Raw genomic sequence first — 25,450 nt, forward strand, 5'->3', positions numbered from 1 at the left:
TGGACTAAGCCTGGCTCCTCCAACGCTGCCAGCTAATCATCAGCAGATGCACTGGCAGGTAAACTATAACGGGCCAGAGCAGCGTGAGTAGCAACAGATAGAGCAACGGGTCGAGGCTATCCTGGGGGTGGCCGAAGGGTCCATGCACCCAGTTGATATTGCGCTCGGCTTCGGTGAGCAGGTAGGTCAATGGCACCACAACCCAAGTTAGCAGGGTCTGCCACAGCAGGGCGCGGCGGGCATAGCCAAGCTTGGTTATGCCGATACCCGCCACCAGCGGAAGCACCACGTGATAGAGCGACATAGCCCGTGCCATGGGGGGATGCTCTGGGTCAAACATATACTCGGTGCCACCGATAGGATGTATGCCAGTGAGTGCCGCCATGGCGACGTCCAGACTCCATAAACTGCCGACCAGTGCCACTGCCAGCCATTGCATCGACATCAGAGTGCGCTGCTCTCTCCACAGTGCCACCAGCAGCAGAAAACTCGCCACGTTACATAGCCAAAAGAAGTTCTGCGCTCCCAGCAGCACTACGTAGCTTGGTGCCCAGACCAGGATCCATAGTGTAAAAGCCAGTTTTAACCAGCGGGGTACACCAGCTGCCGAGGACTCGATCATGACCGTCTCCTGTTCCGTGCAGTGCCTTTACTCTAGCAGCTCATCATGAATTGACCTCCACACGGCAAGTTGCTAGCTTACGCCCACTCTCAGGTGCTGGCGGTGGATTAAAGCCGCTAGTGAAACGGGAAGTTGGTGAACGCTTTGTGTGATTCCAACGCTGCCCCCGCAACGGTGATCGAGACAAGAACGGCTAAGACGCCACTGTGCTTCTGCACGGGAAGGTGGTCGTTCGGAAAGGCATGGTTTCTGTTACCCGCCTTTCGCTCGTCAGCCCGGAGACCGGCCTAAGAGGAATGGTTCTAAAGGACCACAACATACCGAGACGCGGAGGGCGTGCTCAGGGTGATATAGGTAGCTGCTTGGTTACCGATCTCCCTTAAGCTCCCTTTGCTCGGTCAAAAAAACACGCTGTGCGGGTGAGCACAGTGAGCAAGGGATCTCCTCATGTCTTACCGTTTTCATTCCACCGCCACGCTGGCGGCGTTTGCGATGGCTGCGCTACCCATGGCCGTTCAAGCCCAATCGAGCGACGAGCCTGCTACTCATTTAAACCCTGTGGTCGTTACTGCCGCACTTGCTCCACGTACTGCCAATGAAAGCCTGTCCTCGGTGACCGTGCTGGACGAAGCAACGTTACGCCGCCAAGATCCGGTAAGTATTACCGACTTATTGCGCGGCCAGCCTGGGGTGGATGTTTCTACAAATGGCAGCTTTGGTAAAAACAGCAGCGTTTTTATTCGTGGCAGCGGTAGCGGCCAAAATGTACTGTTGATTGACGGGATTCGTCTTCGCTCCGCCACTAGTGGTGGGGCTGCCTGGCAGCATCTGGAGCCGCGCATGTTTGATCGCGCTGAAATTGTGCGTGGTCCGCGTGGTAGCCTATACGGTGCCGACGCGATTGGCGGTGTTATTCAGTTGTTTACTCCTCAAGGTGAAGAGGACGGCCCGCAACCGCGTATTTCTGTCGGTGGTGGTTCGTTTAATACCCAACGCCTGAGTGCCGGTATTAGCGGCAAAGAAGGTGGCACTCGTTATAGCTTTGCCGGTAGCCACTTTACCACTGATGGTCAGCCGGTTCGGCGTGATGGTGACGATAAAGGCTATGACAACACCACGGCGTTAGCGCGGGTGTCCCACACCTTTGAGAACGGCGCAAAAGCAGGCGTCCTTGCGCTTCGTGTCCGTGGTCACAATGAGTACGATGGTGGCGAAAACGACTTCGTTCAGCAGGTGGCAGGGGTTTACGGTGAACTGCCAATGACCGATAACTGGCGCAGCCGCTTAACACTCAGTGAATCTCGTGATGAAAGCGATAACTTTGATAACTTTGGTGACACCGTATTCGACACGAAAGTGCGTACTGCCCGCTGGGAAAACACCTTTATAGCAGGGGCTCATGAGCTAATTGCAGGCGCTGAATACAGCGAAGACCGAGTCAATAGCACCACGGCGTACGATGAAACTAGCCGTAGCAACGCGGCAGTATTTACTCAAGCGCTGCTGGATTTTGCCCCCTTTACGCTGCAAGCCAGCCTGCGCTTTGACGACAATGAAGCCTATGGCGAAGAGGTCACCGGTAGCGTAGGCGTGGGCTATGACCTAGACGGCCACCACACCTTGCGTGCCAACTATGGCACCGCGTTTAACGCACCCACCTATAACCAGCTCTACTTCCCTGGCTTTGGTAATCCTGACTTGGAGTCTGAAACTTCGGAAAGCATTGAGGTAGGCGTGCGCGGTCAGTACGCCCATTGGTTCTGGGATGCGGCACTCTATCAAACCGATATCGACAACTTGATTGCTGGTCAGGGTTTGTTGTCTAACGTACCGAAAACACGGATCCGTGGGGCCGAGTTAGCCGCGGGTGTTGAGCTCGACGATTGGACGTTAGCTGCCGCGCTGACCTACACCGACCCTGAAAACCGCCTAACAGGCAAGCGCCTGCAAAATCGTGCTTCCCAAAGCCTGCGCTTAGACGTAGACCGTGAGCTTGGTGACTGGTCGGTTGGTGGATCCTGGATTGCTCAAAACCATCGTTACCGTGACGCGCAGAATCAGGATCGCTTAAGCGGTTACGGGCTGGTTAACCTGCGTGCCGGCTGGCAGTTTGCCCCGCTGTGGAGTGCGCGGGTAACGTTGGAAAACGCGTTGGATCAAGATTACATTACAACGCGCTCATTTGATGGTGCCGACTACATCAACGCAGGCCGCGCAGGGTTTTTAAGTGTTCACTTTGGCCAATAAAAATAAACGTCGCGGGGCCATCGGCCTCGCACTGTTATCCAGTATATCGGCCATTGTGCTTGGCGGCGTGGTTTCCAACTTAGCGCAGGCGGGGGATCACAGCCGCTGTGCGGTAGATGACCGCAACCGTGAGGTATGCCTTCACTTTTCCGCACGGCGGATTGCCACGCTCTCACCTGGGGCGACTGAGCTGACCTACGCTGCGGGCGCAGGAGAACAAGTGGTCGCCGTGGTGAGCTACAGTGACTATCCACCAGAGGCCAAAGACGTTGCGTCCGTTGGCAGTCACACGCGCATTGATTTAGAGGCGTTAGTAGGGCTGGCGCCTGATTTAGTGATCGGCTGGGTAACCGGAAATCCTGCCGAGCAAATGGAAACCCTTGAAGCGCTGGGGATGCCGGTGTTCTATATTGAGCCGCGAACGGTTGACGACGTCGCTCATACCATCGAACGGCTGGCGCGTTTAGCGGGAACGGAGCCTGCAGGCCAGCAGGTTGCTGATGATTTTAGAGAGGGCATGGCTGACCTGGAAGCTCGTTATGGTGATCGTGACCCCGTGCGTACTTTCTACCAAGTGTGGGACCAACCACTGATGAGTGTGAATGATGAGCACCTCATCGGCCAAGTGGTGCAACTTTGCAGTGGTGAAAACGTGTTTGGCGATCAGCCGCGCTTGGTGCCAAGGTTGGATGACGAAGCCGTGTTGGTGGCCAATCCTGAAGCCATCATCGCCGGTGGTATGGGGGAAGAGAACCGCCACTGGCTGACCCACTGGGAGCAATACCCTCATCTTTCCGCCGTGGCGGATGATAGCCTCTATTTTGTGCCCCCATCGCTGATTCAACGACCCACGCCACGCCTGTTAGAGGGTGCTCGGTTGCTGTGTGAAAAACTAGAGCAAACCCGCCAAAAGCGCACGGCAGCACAAGCGATGAGCAGGAGCTCTTAATGACAGCGCGCCTGTGGCAATCCCTTAGCCTGCTGGCGCTCATTGCCATTGCCGCCATGCTGTTCTCTCTGGCAGTGGGCAGTGCTCAGCTTTCCGCCGCACAGCTTTGGGCGGTGGTACAAGGGCAGGGCGATGCGCTGGCGCGGACCATGGTGATTGATTTACGCCTTCCCCGTGCGCTCTCGGCTTTTGCTGTCGGCGGTTTGTTGGCGGTAGCGGGTGCTCTGATGCAAGTGCTGCTGCGCAATCCTCTTGCAGACCCTTATGTGCTCGGGCTTTCCGGTGGCGCTTCTATCGGTGCATTGGCGGCCATGCTGGCAGGCGTGGGCGGCGTGCTTATGTCAGGCTCGGCGTTTTTAGGCGCGCTGCTCTCCACGTTTCTGGTGTTTGGCCTCGCTCATGGTAGCGGCGGTTGGACGCCCTCACGCCTGTTGCTTACGGGCGTAGTCGTGGCGGCAGGCTGGGGCGCAGTGATTACCCTGATGTTGGCATTAAGCCCTGCTGACCGGCTGCCGGGTATGCTGTATTGGCTGATGGGCGATCTCTCCTACGCGCGTACTCCCTGGCCGCCGCTGCTGCTGTTATTACTCACCTGTATTGTCTTGATTCCCTTGGGCCGTAGCTTAAATGTGCTGGCCAGAGGCCCACAGCAGGCAGCGGCACTGGGCGTTGACGTGCGCCCGTTGGAGTGGGGGATTTACATCGCGGCCAGCCTGTTAACCGCCGCAGCCGTTACTACGGCGGGCAGCATTGGCTTTGTCGGCTTGGTGGTGCCGCACATGCTGCGCCTGTTGCTGGGCAACGATCAGAGGTTGATATTGCCGGCCTGCGCCCTGGCTGGGGGTACCCTGTTGGTGCTGGCCGATACGCTGGCCCGTACGATAATTGCCCCGGAACAGTTGCCAGTGGGGGTGATTACCGCGCTGTTGGGTGTACCTACGTTCCTCTTTCTGCTTTACCGGAGCCGCTGATGAGCCGCCTGGTTACGCAAGACCTCATCATCAACGTGCCAGAAAGGCACGATGGCACGGCGCTGAATATTGCCATCGAACCTGGGCAGATATGGGGCGTGCTTGGCCCCAACGGTGCAGGTAAAACCACGCTGCTGCATACCCTGGCAGGGCTAAATGCGCCGCGTGCTGGGCAAGTGTTACTAGGGGAGCAACCCCTTGAAACGCTGCGTAGGCGGCAAATTGCACAAATGCTGGGAATGGTATTCCAGGAGCGCCTTGACGGCTTTCCCGCGACCGTGTTGGAAACCGCGCTGATTGGCCGCCATCCCTATCTTTCTTTATGGCAGATGGAAGGCGCAGACGACTATGCTCGGGCCGAGGCAGCGCTTGAGCAGTTGGACGTTGCGCACCTGCGCCACCGGCTTGTCAGTACGCTTTCGGGTGGCGAAAGGCAGCGTGTTGCGGTGGCCACTGTGCTAACTCAAGCCCCCAGTATCTGGCTGGCCGACGAACCCACCAATCATCTTGATCTACACCACCAAAGTGCGGTGATGGCGTTGATGGCTCAGCAAGCTGCCCAGGGCAGTGCGGTGATGATGTGTCTGCACGATTTAAACCTGGCCGCCCGCTGGTGTGACCATATTCTGTTGCTGTACCCAAACGGTGAGGCCTGCTGGGGTCCGCGAGACACCATGCTAGTGCCCAGTGCGTTGGAAAGCCTTTACCGGCAGCGGCTGACGGTGGTTGAGGTTGAAGGCGCACCGGTGTTTGTGCCGATAAAAGGGTGATGCCAGCATGGATATACTTACTTCAGGCTGACTAGGCGATGCAAATAGAGCCTAAACAGCACTCCGAAAACGCATGAATTGCTTGCCATCGGCAGGGTCATCGATCACATGGGCATGCACACCAAAGGTCTGTTGTAGCCTGCTGGCAGTGAGCACCTCACGCGGTGGGCCGCTATCGATCAGGCGGCCGCTATCCATAACGCCGATGCGGTCGCACTCCATGGCTTGGTTAAGGTCGTGCAGGGAAATAATCACGGTGATTGGCAGTTGCCTGACCAGCTCAAGAATCGAAAGCTGGTGGCGAATATCCAGGTGGTTGGTGGGTTCATCCAGTAGCAGGATAGTAGGATGTTGAGCTAATGCCCTGGCAATATGCACGCGCTGGCGCTCACCGCCAGAAAGTGTATGCCAAAGCCTGTCTGCCATATGCGCCATATCGACATCTATCAGCGCTTTAGCCACGATGGCATCATCTTCAACTGACCAGGCGCGTAATGCGGAAAGGAAAGGTGTGCGGCCCAGCGCGACCACTTGGCGTACGGTAATTCTATCGGTGGTATCAGCCTGTTGCTCAACTAAGGCAATAGATTGAGCGATAGTCCGTTGTTTGAGGGCGTGTAAAGGCTGGCTATCAATCCGCACTTGGCCTGTCTTAGGTTTGTTCAAACCGGCCAGCAGACGCAGCAGGGACGTTTTTCCCGAGCCATTGGGCCCCACCAGACCAAAGGTCTGACCGGGCTCGACGGTGAGATTGACGTCAACGACCAGTGGCGTGCCATGTACCGCCCAGGTGAGTTGTTCTGCGGATAATTGCATTAATGCCTCTTGCCACGGACAAGAATAAGCGCAAAAGCGGGCGCGCCGATCAGAGATGTAATCACCCCGATGGGAAGCACCTGACCAGATACTAGAGTGCGCGAAAGAATATCTGAACCGATTAAAAATACCGCGCCAGCAAGCGCCGTGGCGGGTACCAACCGCGTGTGTTGGCTGCCGACAATAAAGCGCATCGCATGGGGGATGACCAAGCCAACAAAGCCAATCGCTCCTACGATGGAAACCATTACCGCAGTGACCAGCGCCATCGCGATAATCAACATGCCTCGTACCGGGCGCACTGCAATGCCCATAGACGCGGCGCTATCGGCTCCGAAGGTAAACGCATCAAGGGAACGGCGGTGCCATAGGCAAACCATTAGCCCGAACAGCGCGGCAGGCACCGCTAGGGTAGCATCAGCCCAGCGCACCCCAGAGAGATTGCCCATCAGCCAAAACATAATGCCCCGTGCCTGTTCAGCACTTGCTGACTTGGTGATGATAAAAGCAGTCAGTGCATTAAACAGCTGCGAGCCAGCAATCCCCGCCAGAATAATCGCTCCTGCTGCCTGAACACCACGTCCACCACCGACACCACTATTAGCTGCATGGGCGAGCATGACGACGATGCCAAAAGCGAGTAGAGCGCCAGCGAAGGCACCCAGCGATAACGACAGCATGCCAGCGCCTAACCCAGCAACCGCCACTGCAACCGCACCCGTAGAAGCTCCAGCAGAAATGCCCATTAAATAGGGGTCAGCCAGAGGGTTACGCAGCAGGGCCTGCAAAACCACTCCCGCCAGCGCCAAGCTGGTACCACAACAGGCGGCGACAACGGCACGGCTGAGGCGGTAGTTCCAGATAATACCCTCGTCGATTCGGTCAACCGAGTAATCCGCACCTAGCAGTTGATTGGCAAGCACTTTGAGAATCGTATCAACGGGAATTGGTGTCTCGCCGATAGCGGTGCCCGCGATGAGCGCGGCCACCAGTACAAGAGGCGTCACCCAAAGCCAGCGCAACCCGAAGCGCCTAGTTGTGGGCTGTGTTAGCGCTATGCTCATTCGTGAAACGACATGTTTGCTAGGGCCTCGGCCAGTGACTCAAGACCGTAAATACTGCGCATTGTGGCGCTCATGGCATGGGCATCCATCTCCACGATGCGGTTATTTTTAATCGCTGTCATCTCACGAGTGACGGGGTCACTACGCAGAAACTCACGCTTTGCTTCGATGTCATCGGCAGGAAAACGGCGACGATCCATACTCGCGATAACAATCACATCAGGGTCAGCCTTGGCGATGCTTTCCCAGCCAACGGTGGGCCACTCTTCATCAGACTCAATGACATTGCGAATGCCAAGTTTTTCCATCATATAGCCCGGTGCGCCAAGTTGGCCTGCAACGAAAGGGCTAACTCCAAGATCCGTCGATGAAAACCAAAAAACTGCCGAGAGGTCTTCTGGCAAATTCAGGCTGCTCGCTAGATCGATAGCGTGTTCTTCTCGGGCGTTGAGATCTGCCACCAGAGCTTCACCAGCGTCTTGAACATCGTAAATTTCGGCTAGCTCGGTGATTCCTTTATAGATGGACTCTGTGGAGAAAGCGGCGGTGCGGGTGCCATCGCCGCCAGTAGAGTTATCCTTGGTGTCGCAATCGGCGGGCATGATGTACGTGGCGATGCCTAGTTCATGGAACTGATCCCGGCTGGCCACGCTACCGGTGGGGCCCACGTGCCACTCATACTGTACCGCAACCAAATCAGGCCGCTTATTGACGACGGCTTCGAAGCTCGGGTCGTCGTTGGCGATTCGCTCGATCTGTTCATTGACCTCAGCAAATTGTGGTAAGACCGGATTAAACCAGACCGAGGTGCCATCCACTCGGTCAGCGAGACCAAGGGAGTAGAGGATCTCCGTGGCCGACTGGCCGATAGTCACCGTTCGCTGCGGGGCTGACGGCACACTTATTTCTGTGCCGCAATTGGTTAGTGTGACAGGGTAAATGGTGTCATTGGCTATCGCATATGAGGCAGGTAGCAGCGATGCGGCTATCAGTGAGTAACATACATGCTTCATTTCGGGTTCCTACAGAAGATAATTTTTAGATCAATTGTTATGTTATAACATTGTGTTTGTCTGAGCGAAGAACACTAGCATGTCTCAGCTGTTTGCAGACAAAATATCTAAAAATCGATGCCGTGCGGCAGGCGGTAGGTTACCGGGTAAGTTGCTCTCAGAAGCGGAGGGGTCACACATCTGGGTTCGCATGACCAATCCCATGGTGTCGCTTGGTGAGCACTGAATGCCCCAGACGCTTTCTTCATGTCCTGTTACCTCAATCATGTACACTCCCGTGCATGATGAGCGTCGTGCTCGACCAGATAAAATAGCTGGCCGAGCCGTCGCGCTCGATTAATTAACATGGTCGGCAGGTCTCCTGACTGACGGGTCATGGCTAGCTCGCCTTCCCAGACAATGCGTCCAGTGGCTCATTGAGCATCGCTAACCGCCTACAGTTGCGGGGGCAGTTCCGTTTCGCGGCTAAGCCGCGGCGGATTCTCTATTAAGTTCCGTGAGGAACACCGACGGCAGCTATTCTAGGTGGCGGGTAAAGGTAGAACAACAGAAAGCATGATCTTTCGGCTATCTTCATCCATTGACTTTGATAATTAATCCAATGCGGGTCTGATCATGTGCTAGTGAGGGCTGCCTCATAGAGGCGCTGGCCGCTAAGCTGGCTTCGACGCTGTTCCTTCCTCTATACTGCAACACTTTATTTCATCGTTTCCTTATGAATGGTTTTATCATTACTTGTCAGTTTTTCATGAATCAAGTTCAAGTTCCGAGCATGCTCTGCACGGGAGGTGCGGGTGAGTGAGTTTCCCTTCGTAGGTGTTGTCGGCCAGGAGGCGCTGAAAACCGCCTTGCTGCTGAATGCGATTAATCCGCGCATTGGTGGTGTGCTGATCAGCGGCCCACGGGGTAGTGCGAAATCCACTCTGGCGCGAGCGTTAGCGGCGGTTTTGCCAAAAGATACCAATGGCAAAAAGCCACCCTTTGTCACTCTGCCACTTGGTGCCAGCGAAGACCGGCTAGTGGGAAGTCTAGATTTGCAAAAGGTGCTAGCCGAGCGTGAAGCCACTTTTCATGAAGGGCTACTCGCTAAAGCCCATGGCGGGGTGATGTATGTGGACGAAGTCAATCTGCTGCCGGATATGCTGGTTGACCTGCTGCTGGATGTGGCCGCTAGCGGGGTCAATATCGTTGAGCGCGATGGCATCAGTCACTCCCACCCGGCGCGCTTTAGCTTGATTGGCACCATGAACCCAGACGAGGGCGAGCTGCGCCCGCAGCTGCTTGACCGTTTTGGCCTCTGCATCGAACAGGCTGACCGCGTCAGCGTTAAACAGCGCATTGCTATTGTTCAGCAGCGCGAAGCCTTTGACCGCGACCCTGAGGCTTACATACAACAGTTTGCGGTAGAGCAGGCAGCGCTGACTCAGCAGCTTGACCATGCCCAACAGGCACTAGCGTCAGTGACCAGCGATAGCTGGGTTTACGAGACGATTGCGACGCGTTGCGAAGCCGCCGGCGTCGAAGGCCTACGGGCCGATGTTACCTGGCACCGAGCAGCCCAGGCTCATGCAGCCTGGCGGGGGGCGAACAGCGTCAGCCAAGAAGATATCGATACGGTAGCGCCCTGGGTACTTGCCCATCGCTGTACGCTTTCAGACCCTAAACCGCCTTCCCGTGAGCATCCTCCCAGTGGTGGGGATGGTAGTGGTGGTGAAGAAAGTAGCGGGCAGAGTGGTGAGGAAAGTGGTGAGGAAAGCGGCACAGAGGACAGATCAGGCGGACAAGGCTCTTCAGGACAGTGGGGCGCTATGCCGCCCATGGCGCAGGCGTCTATTCACCAGCCAGCGGTTAGCCTGCCCGAGAGCGATATCTTTTCCTCGCGTGCGCAACGTGCCGATACAGCGGCTAGCAAAGGCAAAGGAAGTGTTTCCGGTCGAGGGCGTTCTCAGGCGGAAACCTCGCGGCTAGACGGGTTCGCGACGCTAATCGCCAATCGTGGCCAGTGGCCTTGGCGGCAGTTAAAAATGCGCAAAGCTCGGGCGGGGCAGGCAATAGCGCATTTGGTGCTGCTGGATACCTCCGGCTCCACCCTGGGGCAGCGTTTGTTAGGCCAAGCCAAAGGGCTGGTTGAGTCACTGGTCACCCAAGCCTACGCTGCGCGGGAGCAGGTCGCGGTGCTGGGGTTTGGTAATGGTGGCGTGGTGTCGATACTCTCACGTCGCCGTGCTCCCAAAAACGCGCGGGGCACGCTTGACAGTGCCAAGGGCGGCGGGGGCACCCCGCTGCGGGAAGCGATTATTGAAGCCAAACGGCTAATTCAACAGTGGCAACGCCGCGAGCCTGGCTTACAAGTACGTACTTATTTGATTACCGATGGCCGCACACGGGAAGCCGTTGACGACCTCGCCCCGCTAGGTGACTGCCTGCTGATCGATACCGAGCAATCGAGAGTTAAACGCGGGCAGGGCGCACGCATCGCCCAGCAACTGGGCGCCCGTTATTGGCCAGCCTCGTTTGGCCAACCATCTTTGGCGCATTCTGTTTTTGCACCTTCTGTTTTTGCATATCAACCTGGGGAAAGCCCATGAGTGACGCTAGCCATTTAAACCGCATGCAGCGCAAAAAAGACGTGGTCGATGAGCGCATTAGTCGCGCCACCGAAGAGCGTGGCGTGCTGATTCTGCTTAAAGGCAACGGCAAGGGCAAAAGCAGCTCGGCCTTTGGCACCATGGCGCGTTCACTAGGGCACGGTCAGCAGTGCGCGGTCATTCAGTTTATTAAAGGCCGCCGTGAAACTGGCGAATACCTGTTCTTTCGCGATCATCCCAAGCTTGATTGGCACATCATGGGCCACGGCTTTACCTGGGAAACCCAGAATCGCGAGCGAGACATCGAAGCCGCAGAGGCCGCTTGGGCAGTCGCCAAAGGACTGCTGGAGAACCCCGCTTATCATATGATCGTGCTGGACGAGATGAGCTATATGTTCAAGTACGGTTATCTCGACCCCGAGCCAGTGGTGGAAGCGCTCAAACGTCGCCCGACGCACCAGAACGTCATCATTACCGGGCGCACCATGGCCACGCCGCTTCAAGAGATCGCCGATACCATCAGCGTTGTTCAAGATGAGCGCCACGCTTTCCGCGGCGGCGTCAAAGCTCAGGCGGGGATCGAATACTAATGAGCACGCCAACCGCTAGCTGCCCCGCGCTGTTTATCGCTGCTCCGGCCTCAGGCCAGGGCAAAACCACCGTCACGGCGGGTCTGGCGCGACTGCTGCGCAACCAGGGCAAGGTGGTGCGGGTGTTCAAGACCGGCCCGGACTACCTGGATCCGCAGATACTCGCCCAGGCCTCCGGCCAGCCGGTGGATCAGCTGGATCTATGGATGGCAGGCGAGGCCTACTGCCGCCAGCGGTTTTATGACGCCGCCTGCGAAGCGGACTTGATCCTGGTGGAAGGCGCCATGGGGCTGTTCGACGGCGAGCCCTCCAGTGCTGACCTGGCGGCCTTGTTTGCTATTCCCATGGCAATTGTCATGGATGTAAAAGGCATGGCCCAGACCGCTGCCGCGCTGGTGTCAGGGCTTGCCAGCTTTCGTGATGATATCCATATCGCCGGATTAGTCGCCAACGCCTGCGGCTCGCAGCGTCATCGTGAGTTGATTGAGTCAGCGCTGCCGTCGGCGATTCCTTTGCTGGCCGCTGTGCCACGAGACCCTGATTTAGCGCTCCCCGAACGCCATCTTGGGCTGGTGCAAGCAGCGGAGATTCGTGAGGATTTGGAAGCCCGCTTTGAAGCGGGTGCCCAAGCGCTGGAAGCGGCAGGGTTGCTGGAGGCGCTCTCGGCGCTGCCGCCAGTGGCCTTTACCGCACCGCAAGAGCAGCTTGCGGCCGTCAAGCCTGCACTTAAAGGCCGCACTATTGGCGTAGCCCGTGACGCCGCCTTCAGCTTTATCTACCAGGCCAATCTGGATCTGCTGGAGCAGATGGGCGCCACGCTGCGCTTCTTCTCGCCGCTCACTGATAGCCGCCTGCCGGAATGCGATGCGCTGTGGTTGCCGGGAGGCTACCCGGAACTTCACGCCCAGCAACTGGCGAATAACCGCGCCATGAGTTTGGCCATTGAGGCTTTCTATTGCGCCGACAAGCCCATCTTGGCTGAGTGTGGCGGTCTGCTGTACTGCCTGGAAACCCTGACCGACTACGACGACACCATTTACCCCATGCTCGGCCTGTTGCCAGGGCAGGGGGCGATGCGCGGTCGCCGAGGCTGCCAGGGGATGCAAACCGCCGAGCTGCCGGAAGGCCCGGTTCGCGGCCATGCGCACCACCGCTCTATGGCAGAAGGCACCCCTGAGCCGATTGCTCACGGCCGCCGTCAGCGTCACCCCGCACCGGGGGAAGCGATTTACCGTCAAAATCGCTTAACGGCGACCTATTTACATCTGTTTTTCCCCAATAATCCTGACGCTGTGGCGAGGCTTTTTTCCGCCAGCCCGGCGCACTGCGAACCGCAGCACAGCGAGGCATTTACCCATGCAGCCCAATAACGTACAGCTGAATAAGATTCCCGCCACGGTCGTGACCGGTTTTCTCGGCAGCGGCAAAACCACGCTGCTGGCCAATATTCTGCGCCAAGTCACCGGCAAGCGGATCGCCGTGATCGTCAATGAGTTCGGCGAGCAGGATATCGACTCTAGCCTCTTGCGCAGCTGCGCGTTGGGGTGTGAAGAGGGTAGCGAAGGCGGGCAGCTAGACGGGGAAGATGGCAGCATCTATGAGCTGGCCAACGGCTGCATCTGCTGCACGGTGGAAGAAGAGTTCCTACCGGTGATGAAAAAGCTGGTTGCCCGCCGCAATGATATCGACCACATTCTGATTGAGACTAGCGGCCTGGCATTGCCTAAGCCGCTGGTGCAGGCGTTTAACTGGCCGGATGTGCGTCAGCACTGCACTGTCGATGCGATTATTACCGTGATCGATGGCCCTGCAGTGGCCGCCGGCCGTTATGCCAGCGACGTGGATAAGGTCGAAGCCCAGCGTCGCGCTGATGAAAGCCTGGATCACGACCCCAGCCTGCGCGAGCTACTGGATGACCAGCTAAGCGCGGCGGATTTGGTGCTGGTTAGCAAGGCGGACTTACTTAGCCCGGAAGAGCACGCACGGGTTGAAACGGTGATTCAGACCCGGGTGAGCGAATCTGTAAAAACACTGTTTATCGATCAGACCCAGATCACCGACACCGCCCAGTTGGAAGCACTGATGGGCATTGGTGCGGCCAGCGAAGCGCATATTGATAGCATCACCAATCACCACGATAAGCACCACGCTGAAGGCGCGCATCACGACCATGCCCACGATAACTTTGATTCCTGCGTGATTACCCTGGGTGAAGTGGATGGCGACGCCCTGGCCAATAAGCTGCAGCAGCTGCTGAAAAGCCACGAAATTTATCGCGCCAAAGGCTTTGCCGCGATTCCTGGCAAACCCATGCGCCGAGTGATTCAAGCAGTGGGCGAGCGTTTGGAAGGTTACTTCGACCGGCTTTGGAGCCAGGACGAGACGCGCCAGACCCAGCTGGTCATTATTGGCAAATCGCTGGATAGCGCCGCGCTACGTGAAGCGCTAACTGAGGCAGAGGTTCAGACGGCCACCTAATGCACTTATTTGCCGCCAAGCCCGGGGGCTTTGTCGATGATGAAGGCATTATCGACCTGCAACAGAGCTCCGCTGAGGTCGTGATACTGTCCGCCGCCGATAGTAATCTGTCGGCGCTGGCCCAGGCGGTTGACCGCCTGGGTGAAGCGTACCCCTCGGTACGGCTAGCCAACTGGATGAATTTGGTAAAACCGGCCGCCTATGATCTCTATGAAGACCGGGTGTTGGAAGATGCTCAGTTGGTCGTCGTTTCGTTGCTGGGCGGCAAAGCCTACTGGCAGTACGGCCATGAACGCCTGCTGGCCTGGGCGGCAGCCAAACCCGAGCGCCAGCTGATTCTAGTGCCGGGCTGCGATGCGCCGGATGACGCCTTGTTGGAAGATTCCACCATCGCCTTTGATGGCGCTTACCGGGTGTGGCGCTATTTAAGAGAGGGCGGCGTCGATAACGCCGAGCAGTTGCTGTGCTTTATTGCCAGCGAATGTTTATCGCTTCCTCTGGCATGGCAGGAGCCCAAGGTCATCCCGCCAGCGGTGATTTATGCGTCGCAAGACCAGCAGGCGCTAAGCCTCAGCGAGTGGCGCGATCGTCAGGTGCCCGAGCGGTCGGTGTGCCTGCTGCTGTTTTATCGCAGCCACTTGCAGGGGGGGAATACCGCTGTACCCGACGGATTGCTGGCAGCGCTCAGAGAACAAGGGCTAGAGCCGCTAGCGGTTGCTGTGGCCTCTTTGAAAGAGGGGCCATGCATTGATTTTATCAATCACTTGATTGAGCAAACCGGCGCCATGCTGGTGATTAATACCACCAGCTTTGCGGTCAATCGCAACGCCGACGGCCTGGATGCTCTGGGTGAAAAGTTACCCGACAGCCTGTTTGTGGGGCGTCCGGTAGTGCTCCAGGCGATTCTTGCCAGCAGCACCTCGGAAGACTGGCAGGGCATGGCTGCCGGGCTGCATAGCCGCGATGTAGCCATGCAGGTGGTGCTTCCCGAGATGGATGGTCGCATTATCACTCGGGCGGTGGGGTTTAAAGCCGAAGCCCACTATAACCAGCGCTGCCAGCTGGCAGTGACCCACCACGTAATTCATCCAGAACGGGCCGCATTTGTCGCCGAGCTGGCGCGACGCATTTGTTCGCTGCGCTTAACCCCCAATGGGCAGAAGCGTATTGCGCTGATCATGGCTAACTACCCCAATCGCGATGGCCGGATCGGTAACGGGGTCGGGCTGGATACCCCCGCGTCGACGTTGCAGATTCTCAGCGCCCTGAAAGAGGCGGGTTATCCGCTCAGCGAGCTACCGGAAAATGGCGATGCGTTGATCCGCCAACTTCAGGGCGCGGTGACCAACGATCACGGCAGCCTCGACCAGCGCGCCTGCTGGCAGAGCATCAGCGTTGACGACTACCTTGCTTGGTTTAGAACTTTGCCCAGCGAGCTTCAAGAAACCGTATGGACGCGTTGGGGGACGCCTCACGAAGACCCCAAATGCCGCCAGGGGCGTTTGATGATCGCCGGTATCCGGTTAGGTGAAACCTTCGTGGGTATTCAGCCGGAACGCGACTTTATCGACGATCTCACCCAGTCCTATCACGATATGGAGCTGGCGCCGCCCCACAGCTATCTGGCGTTTTACTACTGGCTGCGCGAGCACTACCAAGTTGATGCGGTTATCCATGTGGGCAAGCATGGCAACTTAGAGTGGTTACCGGGTAAAAGCATTGCCTTGAGCGCTGACTGCTGGCCTGATATTGCCCTGGGGCCGCTGCCGCACTTTTATCCGTTTATTGTTAATGACCCCGGCGAGGGTGCCCAAGCCAAGCGCCGCAGTCAGGCGGTGATTATCGACCACCTGATGCCGCCGCTAGCGCGGGCCGAACTCTACGGCGCTATGGCCGAGCTTGAAGCGCTATGTGATGAGTATTACCAAGCGCTGGATATGGACCCGCGCCGGGAAGCGTTGATACGCAGCCAGATTCTCGCTCACCTGCGAGATACCGGCATCGACCAGGAGCTGGCGCACGCCGTCGACGGTTTTGAAAACAGTGCTGATGATGCCGACATTCTCAACGAGCTGGATACCTTTCTGTGCGATATCAAAGAGTCGCAGATTCGCCATGGCCTGCACATACTCGGCACGCTGCCGCCGCAAGAGAAGCGGGCGGGGACGTTGGTGGCGCTGCTACGACTACCCAGAGGCGAAGCCGTGTCCCAACGCGGTTTGCTGCACAATCTGGCTAGCGATTTAGGATTGGATTTTGAGCCTCTAGCCGCTGGCAACGAACCTTGGCAGGCGCCTAAACCCGTTGTTCTAAGAGGGCTGCTCGATACCCTCTGGCGCACCGGCGCGGATACCCGCGAGCGCCTGGAACTGCTGGCCGAGCGTTGGGTGGCCGACTACGTGTTAGCCCCTGGTTGCCTGAAGGAACTGGCCCAAGATTACCCCAACACGGCGGAGCAGCTGCGCTACGCCCGCGAGCAGCTATGGGTCGCCATGCAGCGCGGCGTTAAGATGGAAATTCAGTCGCTGCTCGACGGCCTTGAGGGCATTTTTGTGCCCGCCGGGCCCAGCGGCGCGCCCAGCCGAGGGCGTTTGGATACGTTGCCCACTGGGCGTAACTTTTTCAGCGTCGATAACCGCTCGATTCCATCGCCCGCCGCCTGGACGCTGGGGGAAAAATCCGCCCAGGCGTTTGTCGAGCGCTATCTGCAGGATAACGGCGACTATCCGCGCCGTTTGGGGCTTTCGATTTGGGGTACCGCCACCATGCGTACCGGCGGCGATGACATCGCCCAGGCCTTCGCGCTGATGGGCGTGCGTCCCAAGTGGTCGCTGGGCTCCCAGCGGGTGAGTGATTTTGAAGTGATCCCCTCGATGCTGCTCAATCGCCCAAGGGTTGATGTCACGCTGCGTGTCTCCGGGTTCTTCCGCGACGCCTTCCCCAATGTGATCCGCCTATTTGATGCCGCCGTGCAGGCGGTGGCCAGTTATGAAGAGCCAGGTAACAGCAACACCATCCGCGAGGCGGTGCTTGCTCGCCAGCAAGCACTGGAAGACCAAGGGCTAAGCCCAGAGATGGCCGCCCAAGAGGCAAGCTACCGTATCTTCGGCAGCAAGCCCGGTGAGTATGGCGCGGGCTTAAACCGGCTGATTGAAAACCGCTCTTGGGACAGCGCCGACGATTTAGCTGAAGCCTACATTGATACAGGTGCCTACGCCTACGGCCAGTTCAAGGCTTCCGGCACTGCTGCGCGGGCGGCGTTCGAGCAGCAGCTCCAAGGGCTGGATGCGGTGATGCAAAACCAGGATAACCGCGAGCACGATATTCTTGATTCCAACAGCTATTACGCTTTTCAGGGTGGCATGGCCAACGCCACGCGCTCGCTAAGCGGAAAAGCACCGACCATTTATCACGCCGACCACGCCAATCCCGCGGTGCCCAAAATTCGTACCTTGAAAGAGGAGCTGGCGCGGGTGATTCGCTCGCGAGTGCTCAACCCCAAGTGGATCAATGCCATGCGCGAGCACGGCTATAAAGGCGCCTTTGAAATGGCTGCCACGGTGGACTACCTGTTTGCTTACGATGCCACCACCGATCTAGTCGCCGACTACCAGTACGCTCAGGTGAGTGACGCCCTGGTGCTCGACGCCGCTAATCAACAGTTTCTGCGTGAGCACAACCCCGCGGCTTTAGAAGAGATGGCGGAACGCTTACTCGAAGCCGCCCAGCGAGGCATGTGGCAATCCCCCGGCGAACACAGCCAAGCGCTGCAAGACCTGCTGCTGGAAATGGATGAAGCCAAAGAGACGGGGCATTATGACCACCATCCCGCGCATTAAAGGCTGGTGCCCCGGCGCGTGGCGGCCCATGGCTACTGGCGATGGCCTGTTGGTGCGTGTACGCCCACCGCTGGGCCAGCTTTCACGGCAACAGGTAGTGGCACTGTGTGAAGCCGCTGAGACCTTCGGCAGCGGTTTAATCGAGCTAACCAGCCGGGCCAATATTCAGCTGCGCGGGGTCACCGACGCCAGTTGGCCGCCGCTGATGGCGTTTCTGGTTGAGCATCAGCTGGTGAGCGACGACCCGCAAGCAGAACGCCAGCCGCAACTGATGCTGGCACCCGCTTGGCAGGTGGGCGATGACACTCATACCATTGCCCGCCTGCTGCAAACGCGGGGCAGCGAATTAGCGCCCATGCCCGGCAAGATCGGCATTGCGATTGATGCGGGAAAAGCACCAGTGCTGTGCGATAGCGCCGCTGATTTCCGTATTGAGCGCTCGGTGGAAGGCGGTCTGATAGTACGCGCCGATGGCTATGAGTGTGGCACGGCAGTGAACGAGCCCGAACCCGCTGTTGAGCAGTTAATACGCCTGACCCACTGGTTCGTGGACAGCGGTGGTTGGGACTCTGGGCGCATGCGGCGGCACACAGCGCCGCTGCCCGACTGGGCACCTGCGGATACTGCCCCCGCATCACCTGGCGAGAAGCTAGCGCTGGGCAAACATAGCGAAGGCCGGGTGGTGGGGCTTCCCTTTGGGCGGGTAGCGGTTAATACGTTGCGCGCTGCTGTATCGCCAATAAATGTCAGTGCCTTGCAGGTCACGCCTTGGCGGCGCTTGCTGGTGAAGGGCGGCGATACACTACCAACGGTTGACGGCTTAATCCGTCATAATAGCGACCCGCGGTTAGCGATGGACGCCTGCCCCGGTGCGCCATACTGCGAACAGGCGAGTGTTTCCACCCAGCCGCTTGCCGAACGGCTAAGTGGCTGGGTGGAAGCAAGCGTACACATATCCGGGTGTGCCAAAGGCTGTGCCCGCCAACGGCCAGCAGCGCTGTGCCTAACCGGCCGCGAAGGGCGCTTTGACGTGATTGTTAACGGTCGCGCCGATAGCGCACCGGTTAAGGCAGATCTCACGGAGAGTGAGGCGTTGGATTTTATTAGAAAACTCAATGAAAGCAGTTAGGTTTATTGAGGTTAAAAAATAGTGGCTTATATGCTCGATAGCATAGTGCCAGGGCAGGTTGTAGCGAGGGTCTTTTTCCAGGGATGGAAAAAGTAGCGCCCATGGATGGGTTCACAGCGCCCTCGCGGAAACTTGCCCTAGCACGGATGCCTTGCAGAACAGTAACTGCGAATTAGTTTATTTGGAGAGTTTGGGTGCCTCACGTTTATGAAACACACGGACCGGCGATTTACCGGCAATCGTTTGCGATTATTCGCAATGAAGCTGAGCTTGATCGCTTTTCAGCGGAAGAAGAAACGGTTGCGGTACGCATGATTCACGCTGCTGGGCTGGTGGAGCTGGCCGCGCATATTCACTTTCAAAACGATGTGGTCAATAAAGCCCGCACCGCCTTGGAACAGGGCGCACCGATTCTTTGCGATGCACGGATGGTCTCGGAAGGCATCACCCGCAAGCGGCTGCCAGCCAACAACGACATCATCTGCACCCTCAACGATGAGCGCACCCCTTCGCTTGCCCAGGAAATGGCCAATACCCGTTCAGCGGCAGCGCTGGAACTGTGGCGGCCGCACTTGGAAGGCGCGGTCGTTGCCATTGGCAACGCGCCCACCGCGCTGTTTCATCTGCTCAATATGCTCGAAGATCCAGACTGCCCGCGCCCGGCGGCCATTATTGGCTGCCCGGTCGGCTTTGTCGGCGCGGCGGAATCCAAAGAAGCGCTGTTGGCTAACCCCGCGCTGCCCAGCTGTATCGTGCGTGGCCGCCTGGGCGGCAGCGCCGTCACGGTAGCGGCCATCAACGCCATGGCGGATCGTATCGAATGACCCAAGGAACCATTTACGGGGTTGGCTTAGGGCCAGGCAGCCAAGACCTAATGAGCGTGCGCGCCGACCGTCTGATACGCGGCGCGACCCATGTGGCGTATTTTCGTAAAAAGGGCCGCTGCGGGCATGCGCGCACCATTGTGGAAGGCCTGATCGCCCCAGGCGCAACCGAGCTGCCCATGGAGTATCCGGTCACCACGGAAATTCCGTTTGATGACCCTCGCTACAATGAGCTGCTGTCGGCTTTTTACGAACGCAGCGTGGCCCAACTGATCGAGATGGCCGAGGCCGGGTGCGATGTAGTGGTGCTTTGCGAAGGCGACCCGTTCTTCTACGGCTCCTTCATGCACCTCTACACGCGGCTGCTGAATCGCGTGCCGGTCTCGGTGGTGCCAGGTATTACCGGTATGTCGGCGGCCTGGACGGCCACCGGGCAGCCGATCACCTGGGGCGATGACATCATGACGGTGCTGATGGCCACGCTGCCAGAAGAGACGCTGGCCGAGCGCATTGCCCAAACCGATGCACTGGTGGTGATGAAAATTGGCCGCAACCTAGCCAAGCTGCGCAGAGCGCTGACGCATGCTGGCCGTGAAGGCGAGGCGTGGCTGATTGAGTACGCCGCCATGACCCAGCAGCGTGTGCTGCCACTGAGTGAGGTTGGCGAAAGCGTGCCGTACTTCTCGATTGTGCTGATTCATGGCAACGGGAGGCGGCCATGAGCGGTTGGCTGAAAATCGTCGGCCTAGGGCCGGGCGCAGAGACTATGATTACCCCTGAGGTCTCAGCCGCGCTGCTGGAAGCCACCGATGTGGTGGGCTATGTGCCCTACGTGAATCGCGTGGCTCCCAGGGCTGGATTAGTCCGCCATGGCTCTGATAACCGCGAAGAGATTCGTCGGGCGGAGCAGGCGCTACAGCTGGCGCTTGGGGGCCACCAGGTCGTGGTTGTCTCCTCTGGCGACCCTGGCGTATTCGCCATGGCCGCTGCGGTGTTCGAAGCCTTGGAAGCGGGCGATGCCCAGTGGCGCACGCTGGATATTCAGGTGCTACCGGGCATTTCTGCCATGCTGGCCGCCAGCGCAAGCGTCGGCGCACCGCTGGGGCACGACTTCTGCTGCATCAATCTATCCGACAACCTCAAACCCTGGGCGCTGATTGAGAAGCGCCTGCGTCTGGCTGCCGAGGCAGACTTCGCCATGGCGTTTTACAACCCGCGCTCCAGGGCACGGCCGGCGGGTTTTGAACGAACGCTAGAGGTACTGCGGGAAGCCTGCGGGCCGGATCGATTGATAATCTTCGCCCGCGCGGTTTCGACCCCGGAAGAAACAATTCGCGTCACCACATTAGAGCAAGCGACGCCGGATATGGCTGATATGCGCACGCTGGTCATCGTTGGTTCCCAGCAAACCCGCTTGATTGAACGCAGTGGTGTGCCGCTGGTTTATACGCCGCGTTCGGCTGATTAAGCGTTGTGATGATTAATAGTGGTCACTAAGCCAGCTAAGCACATCATCGATACGATGAACTTCATGGCGTGGCGGTAGTGCTGGCCGCTCGATCATCACAATGGGTAGGCCGAGCCTTCTTGCCGCGCTGAGTTTGGACGACGCACCTTCGCCGCCAGCGTTTTTACACACAATGCGCTGGACCCGCTGATTTTTCAGCAGGGCAAGGTCGCCTTCCAGCGTAAACGGGCCTCTATCAATTACAGTGCTGATATCTGGCAGTGGCAACGGGCTGGTCGGCGGGTCAACCAAACGCAGCACGTAATGGTGCTGAGGCTGGGCGGCAAAGGCGCTAAGGTGCATTCGCCCAATCGCAAGCAGCACCCGTTGGGGCGGGCCAGCCAAGGCGTTAACTGCCTCATCAATACTTGCCACGCTTTGCCATTGGTCGCCGGTAACAGGCTGCCAGGCAGGCCGGGTAAAAGCGGTGGCCTTTACGCCGCACTGTGCCGCCGCGGCTAACATGTTGCTGCTCATTTGTGCGGCAAAGGGGTGGGTGGCATCAACGATATGGGTAATGCGCTCCTGGGCTAAAAACGTGACCAGCCCATTAACGCCGCCAAAGCCACCAATGCGGGTCGGCAGTGGCTGGGGTTTAGGCGTGTTAACGCGCCCTGCATAGCTAAAAATGGCGGGAATACCTCGCTTGGCAACAGCGCTGGCCAGGGCGCTGGCCTCGCTGGTTCCCCCGAGAATTAGGATTTTGATCATGGCTGAGGTTAACAACGCTCCCTGGCTTACCCTTTTAGGCTGGGGAGAGGGTGGCACACAGGGGCTGACAGCGGCAAGCCGACAGGCATTGGAAAGTGCCGAGGTAGTGTTCGGCGCACGCCGCCACCTGCGCCTTTTACCGCCCCTAAACGCCGAGGTAATTGAGTGGCCAGTGCCCTTTGCCGATGGCATTGCTAAGCTGCTAAATCAGCGTGGCCGCCGGGTGGTGATGCTGGTCTCAAACGACCCGTTCTGGTTCGGGGCGGGTACCTCATTCGCGCAGCATCTCAGCGCAAACGAGTGGCAGGCACTGCCAGCCCCTTCCACCTTTAGCTTGGCGGCTGCACGTTTGGGCTGGCCGTTGGAGCGTTGCACTTGCCTGGGGTTGCACGCCAAACCGCTATCGCGCATTCGGCCTTACCTGCATGTTGGTAGGCGTTTGCTGGTGTTGGTAAGAGACGGCGCGGCGGTGACCGAGCTGGCGGCGCTGGTAGCTAGCGTTGGCTTTGGAGATACCCAGCTAACGCTGCTGGAATCTTTGGGCGGCGATAACGAACGCATTCGCCATTGTCGTGTCGATGCCAGCTTGCCCGACGACATTGCCCATCCGGTGGCGGTAGGGCTGGAAGTTGCCGGTAACGGCCCCGCCTTGCCGCTGATGCCCGGCCTGCCGGATCATTTTTTTGACCACGACGGCCAGATTACCAAACAGACCATTCGCGCCATCACCCTGGCGGCACTTGCCCCCATGCCCGGCGAGCGGCTGTGGGATATCGGCACCGGTTCGGGTTCTGTTGCCATTGAGTGGCTGCTCACCCATACGGATAATCAGGCGGTGGGCTTTGAGCAAAACGCTGAGCGAGCAGTACGAGCGCGCAGCAATGCAAACAGCCTTGGCGTTGACTGGCTAGAAGTAAAACAGGGCCGCGCGCCTGACGTACTAAACGATACGCCGCTGCCCGATGCGGTATTTATCGGCGGAGGGTTATCCCAAGCGCTGTTAGACGATTTATGGCAGCGCCTGCCCAAGGGAGTGCGTATCGTCGCCAATGCCGTCACTTTGGAATCCGAAGCGCTGCTGGCGCACTGGCACCAACAGGCAGGCGGCGAACTGCTGCGTTTAGAGCTTGCCAACGCCGCCCCCATCGGCACACGGCGGGGCTGGAAATCCAGCTATCCGATTGTTCAGTGGCGGGGCGTTCGATGAAGTCATCAGCATTGAGAATCGCAGGGTTTGGTTTTCGCAGTGAGGCCACGCTTGAATCGCTTGTTCAAGCGTTAGATCAACTTATCGACCAGTACGGTGCTGTCGATAAGCTGGCGGCGGCACGTACTATGCTGCCGTTGGTAGAAGAATTGGGCCGGCTGCGCAATATTGAAGTCATCGCCGTAGCGGATGCCGAGCTATCAACAGTGACAACGCTTACCCATTCAAACCAGAGTATGCAGGCACGCGGCACAGGCAGCGTTGCCGAGGCCGTGGCGCTCTTAGCGGCAGGCCCAGGGGCGACGCTGCTAGGGCCAAGGATCATCTCAGCGGATAGACAGGCTACCGCCGCACTGGCGTTAGGCTTTGCACGAAAACTGCCTGCGCTCGACAATACGGCGTTAAAAATCGCCTCGTGCGCGAGTCCGATCAAAATACTCATTTACACCACGTAAACTCCGTTTTTTCGTTGATTTTTGCCTTGTCTAGTCTTCGCTCGCCGACTTTTCGTACAAAGCCTAGGAATTAGTTAATGACCGTACACTTCATTGGCGCAGGCCCCGGCGCGCCGGATCTGCTTACCCTACGCGGGCGGGATTTAATCGCCGCCTGCCCGGTGTGCCTGTATGCGGGCTCTTTAGTGCCGGAGCAGATTCTGGAACACTGCCCGGCAGGGGCAAGAGTGATCAACACCGCGCCGCTCTCGCTGGATGAGATCATGCAGGAGATCAGCCGCGCCCACGCCGAAGGCCTGGATGTGGCCCGCCTGCATTCGGGGGATCTCTCGGTATGGTCGGCCATGGGCGAGCAACTGCGTCGCCTGCGCGAGCTGAGTATCCCCTACAGCATTACCCCAGGCGTGCCATCCTTTGCCGCAGCGGCGGCAACCTTAGGTCAGGAGTTAACGCTTCCCGGCGTGGCTCAGTCGGTGGTGCTCACCCGTACACCGGGTCGTGCCAGCGCCATGCCTAGTAACGAGACGCTTGCCAACTTTGCCCGCACCGGGGCAACGCTGGCTATCCATCTCTCCATCCATAATCTTTCCCAGGTAGTCGAAAGCCTGACGCCTTACTACGGCGCGCAGTGCCCGGTGGCGATTGTGTGGCGAGCAAGCTGGCCCGATGAGCGAGTCGTGCGGGGGCGGTTGGCGACTATAGAAGGACTGATCGATGACTCCATGCAGCGCACCGCATTGATAGTGGTGGGGCCAGTGCTTGAAAGCGATGATTTCCAAGAGAGCAGCCTCTACGCAGTGGGCTACGACCGTCGCTTTCGCCCCCAATCGGCGGATTCGCCTTTTGCTACGGCAAACCAAGATCAAGAGAGCGACTCATGATCACGCTATCGCTGATAGGCATCGGCACCGGCAACCTTGATCACGTCACCCTGGCCGCAGTGCGCGCCCTCAATAACGCCGACCTGATCCTGCTGCCCCGCAAGGGCGAGTCCAAGTCGGATCTGATCAATCTACGCCGCTTACTTTGCGAACGGCTGCTGGAAGCGCCGGTGACCACCAAAATCGTCGAGTTCGATCTTCCCAGTCGCGATGATCATAATGATTACCTTAGTGCGGTAGACGACTGGCACGCTGCGATTGCCAGCGTTTGGGCGCAGTTGATGGATGAACATCTTCCCAATGGCGGGCGGGTCGGCATGCTGGTGTGGGGCGACCCCTCACTTTACGACAGCAGCCTGCGCATTACCCAGCGCTTAAGCGCTGCGGGCAAGCAGGTGGATATCGAGGTAGTGCCAGGGATCACCAGCCTGCAGGTGCTTACCGCCGAACATAAAATTCCCCTCAATGCGCTTGCCGAGCCAGTACAAATCACTACCGGCCGCCGCCTGCGCGAGCGCGGCTGGCCAAATGATGCTGCCACGGTAGCCGTAATGCTGGATAGCGGCGGGGCGTTTACCACGCTACCGTTTGAGGACACCTACATCTGGTGGGGCGCCTACCTAGGTATGGACAAACAGTGCTTAATCAAAGGCTGGCTAAGCGAGGTCAGCGACCAAATCATCCAACGCCGCGCGGAACTACGCGACACCCACGGCTGGATTATGGATATTTACCTGCTCGCTAAAAAGCCGGAAATGTGAGCGCATGTATCAATATGGAATATTTTTC

General features: G+C 58.3%; 23 protein-coding genes and 2 riboswitches. Of the genes, 17 read left to right on the forward strand and 6 right to left on the reverse strand.

Annotated elements, in window-relative coordinates:
• Positions 1–4: 4 nt before the first annotated feature.
• A complete protein-coding gene (locus HZS79_RS11490) occupies positions 5–622 on the reverse strand; it encodes a hypothetical protein (RefSeq protein ID WP_162219302.1) in 618 nt (205 codons plus the stop codon).
• Positions 623–696: 74 nt separating this feature from the next.
• A riboswitch (cobalamin riboswitch) is annotated at positions 697–927 on the forward strand.
• A 142-nt stretch (positions 928–1,069) separates the two neighbouring features.
• Between HZS79_RS11490 and HZS79_RS11495 the strand changes: the two genes are divergently transcribed.
• From HZS79_RS11495 to HZS79_RS11510, 4 genes are read left to right on the forward strand one after another with little or no spacing between them, the layout of a single operon-like run.
• Positions 1,070–2,869, forward strand: coding sequence for a TonB-dependent receptor domain-containing protein (locus HZS79_RS11495; RefSeq protein ID WP_179927941.1), 1,800 nt, complete (start codon positions 1,070–1,072; stop codon positions 2,867–2,869).
• On the forward strand, positions 2,850–3,818 hold the full coding sequence (locus HZS79_RS11500) for a helical backbone metal receptor (protein ID WP_179927942.1): 969 nt from the start codon (positions 2,850–2,852) through the stop codon (positions 3,816–3,818). Before HZS79_RS11495 ends, HZS79_RS11500 begins: the two co-directional genes overlap by 20 nt.
• A complete protein-coding gene (locus tag HZS79_RS11505) occupies positions 3,818–4,789 on the forward strand; it encodes a FecCD family ABC transporter permease (RefSeq protein ID WP_179927943.1) in 972 nt (323 codons plus the stop codon). The genes HZS79_RS11500 and HZS79_RS11505 overlap by 1 nt, the downstream gene beginning before the upstream one ends.
• Positions 4,789–5,559 (forward strand): ABC transporter ATP-binding protein, encoded by a 771-nt coding sequence (locus HZS79_RS11510; protein ID WP_179927944.1) that lies wholly within the window; start codon positions 4,789–4,791, stop codon positions 5,557–5,559. Before HZS79_RS11505 ends, HZS79_RS11510 begins: the two co-directional genes overlap by 1 nt.
• A 51-nt stretch (positions 5,560–5,610) precedes the next feature.
• On the opposite strand, the gene HZS79_RS11515 is transcribed toward HZS79_RS11510, so the two are convergent.
• The 4 genes from HZS79_RS11515 to HZS79_RS11530 form a co-directional block, all read right to left on the reverse strand.
• Positions 5,611–6,375: an ABC transporter ATP-binding protein gene (locus HZS79_RS11515; protein ID WP_179927945.1), complete on the reverse strand. Its 765-nt coding sequence runs from the start codon at positions 6,373–6,375 to the stop codon at positions 5,611–5,613.
• On the reverse strand, positions 6,375–7,439 hold the full coding sequence (locus HZS79_RS11520) for a FecCD family ABC transporter permease (RefSeq protein WP_179927946.1): 1,065 nt from the start codon (positions 7,437–7,439) through the stop codon (positions 6,375–6,377). The genes HZS79_RS11515 and HZS79_RS11520 overlap by 1 nt, the downstream gene beginning before the upstream one ends.
• On the reverse strand, positions 7,436–8,452 hold the full coding sequence (locus HZS79_RS11525) for an ABC transporter substrate-binding protein (protein WP_179927947.1): 1,017 nt from the start codon (positions 8,450–8,452) through the stop codon (positions 7,436–7,438). Before HZS79_RS11525 ends, HZS79_RS11520 begins: the two co-directional genes overlap by 4 nt.
• A gap of 84 nt (positions 8,453–8,536) precedes the next feature.
• Positions 8,537–8,719: a cupredoxin domain-containing protein gene (locus tag HZS79_RS11530; RefSeq protein WP_179927948.1), complete on the reverse strand. Its 183-nt coding sequence runs from the start codon at positions 8,717–8,719 to the stop codon at positions 8,537–8,539.
• Between the two features lie 67 nt (positions 8,720–8,786).
• Positions 8,787–8,978, reverse strand: a riboswitch (cobalamin riboswitch).
• Between the two features lie 268 nt (positions 8,979–9,246).
• Between HZS79_RS11530 and HZS79_RS11535 the strand changes: the two genes are divergently transcribed.
• The 9 genes from HZS79_RS11535 (at position 9,247) to cobJ (ending at position 21,368) form a co-directional block, all read left to right on the forward strand.
• Entirely contained in the window at positions 9,247–11,040 is a 1,794-nt protein-coding gene (locus tag HZS79_RS11535; RefSeq protein WP_179927949.1) for an AAA family ATPase, read from the forward strand.
• Complete coding sequence (cobO, locus tag HZS79_RS11540) at positions 11,037–11,630, forward strand: cob(I)yrinic acid a,c-diamide adenosyltransferase (RefSeq protein WP_179927950.1); 594 nt, start codon at positions 11,037–11,039, stop codon at positions 11,628–11,630. Before HZS79_RS11535 ends, cobO begins: the two co-directional genes overlap by 4 nt.
• A complete protein-coding gene (locus HZS79_RS11545) occupies positions 11,630–13,000 on the forward strand; it encodes a cobyrinic acid a,c-diamide synthase CobB (RefSeq protein WP_179927951.1) in 1,371 nt (456 codons plus the stop codon). The genes cobO and HZS79_RS11545 overlap by 1 nt, the downstream gene beginning before the upstream one ends.
• Positions 12,987–14,108, forward strand: coding sequence for a cobalamin biosynthesis protein CobW (cobW, locus tag HZS79_RS11550; RefSeq protein ID WP_179927952.1), 1,122 nt, complete (start codon positions 12,987–12,989; stop codon positions 14,106–14,108). Before HZS79_RS11545 ends, cobW begins: the two co-directional genes overlap by 14 nt.
• Positions 14,108–17,947 (forward strand): cobaltochelatase subunit CobN, encoded by a 3,840-nt coding sequence (gene cobN / locus HZS79_RS11555; protein ID WP_179927953.1) that lies wholly within the window; start codon positions 14,108–14,110, stop codon positions 17,945–17,947. The genes cobW and cobN overlap by 1 nt, the downstream gene beginning before the upstream one ends.
• Positions 17,925–19,076, forward strand: a complete 1,152-nt coding sequence (locus tag HZS79_RS11560; protein WP_179927954.1) for a ferredoxin-like domain-containing protein — start codon at positions 17,925–17,927, stop codon at positions 19,074–19,076. Before cobN ends, HZS79_RS11560 begins: the two co-directional genes overlap by 23 nt.
• 194 nt (positions 19,077–19,270) lie before the next feature.
• A complete protein-coding gene (locus HZS79_RS11565) occupies positions 19,271–19,900 on the forward strand; it encodes a precorrin-8X methylmutase (RefSeq protein ID WP_179927955.1) in 630 nt (209 codons plus the stop codon).
• Positions 19,897–20,622: a precorrin-2 C(20)-methyltransferase gene (locus HZS79_RS11570; RefSeq protein WP_179927956.1), complete on the forward strand. Its 726-nt coding sequence runs from the start codon at positions 19,897–19,899 to the stop codon at positions 20,620–20,622. Before HZS79_RS11565 ends, HZS79_RS11570 begins: the two co-directional genes overlap by 4 nt.
• Positions 20,619–21,368: a precorrin-3B C(17)-methyltransferase gene (cobJ, locus tag HZS79_RS11575; protein WP_179927957.1), complete on the forward strand. Its 750-nt coding sequence runs from the start codon at positions 20,619–20,621 to the stop codon at positions 21,366–21,368. Before HZS79_RS11570 ends, cobJ begins: the two co-directional genes overlap by 4 nt.
• 12 nt (positions 21,369–21,380) lie before the next feature.
• Here the strand turns inward: cobJ and HZS79_RS11580 are convergent, their stop codons facing one another.
• The gene (locus tag HZS79_RS11580; protein ID WP_179927958.1) at positions 21,381–22,118 is read right to left on the reverse strand and encodes a cobalt-precorrin-6A reductase; all 738 of its coding nucleotides are present in this window, start codon (positions 22,116–22,118) and stop codon (positions 21,381–21,383) included.
• Between HZS79_RS11580 and cbiE the strand changes: the two genes are divergently transcribed.
• The 4 genes from cbiE (at position 22,117) to cobF (ending at position 25,422) form a co-directional block, all read left to right on the forward strand.
• On the forward strand, positions 22,117–23,325 hold the full coding sequence (cbiE, locus tag HZS79_RS11585) for a precorrin-6y C5,15-methyltransferase (decarboxylating) subunit CbiE (protein ID WP_179927959.1): 1,209 nt from the start codon (positions 22,117–22,119) through the stop codon (positions 23,323–23,325). The genes HZS79_RS11580 and cbiE overlap by 2 nt on opposite strands.
• A complete protein-coding gene (locus HZS79_RS11590; protein ID WP_246311461.1) occupies positions 23,322–23,780 on the forward strand; it encodes a cobalamin biosynthesis protein in 459 nt (152 codons plus the stop codon). Before cbiE ends, HZS79_RS11590 begins: the two co-directional genes overlap by 4 nt.
• A gap of 77 nt (positions 23,781–23,857) precedes the next feature.
• Positions 23,858–24,661: a precorrin-4 C(11)-methyltransferase gene (gene cobM / locus HZS79_RS11595; protein WP_179927960.1), complete on the forward strand. Its 804-nt coding sequence runs from the start codon at positions 23,858–23,860 to the stop codon at positions 24,659–24,661.
• A complete protein-coding gene (gene cobF, locus HZS79_RS11600) occupies positions 24,658–25,422 on the forward strand; it encodes a precorrin-6A synthase (deacetylating) (protein WP_179927961.1) in 765 nt (254 codons plus the stop codon). The genes cobM and cobF overlap by 4 nt, the downstream gene beginning before the upstream one ends.
• Positions 25,423–25,450 lie beyond the last annotated feature (28 nt).

This window comes from Vreelandella zhaodongensis (assembly GCF_013415115.1).
Lineage (GTDB): Bacteria > Pseudomonadota > Gammaproteobacteria > Pseudomonadales > Halomonadaceae > Vreelandella > Vreelandella zhaodongensis.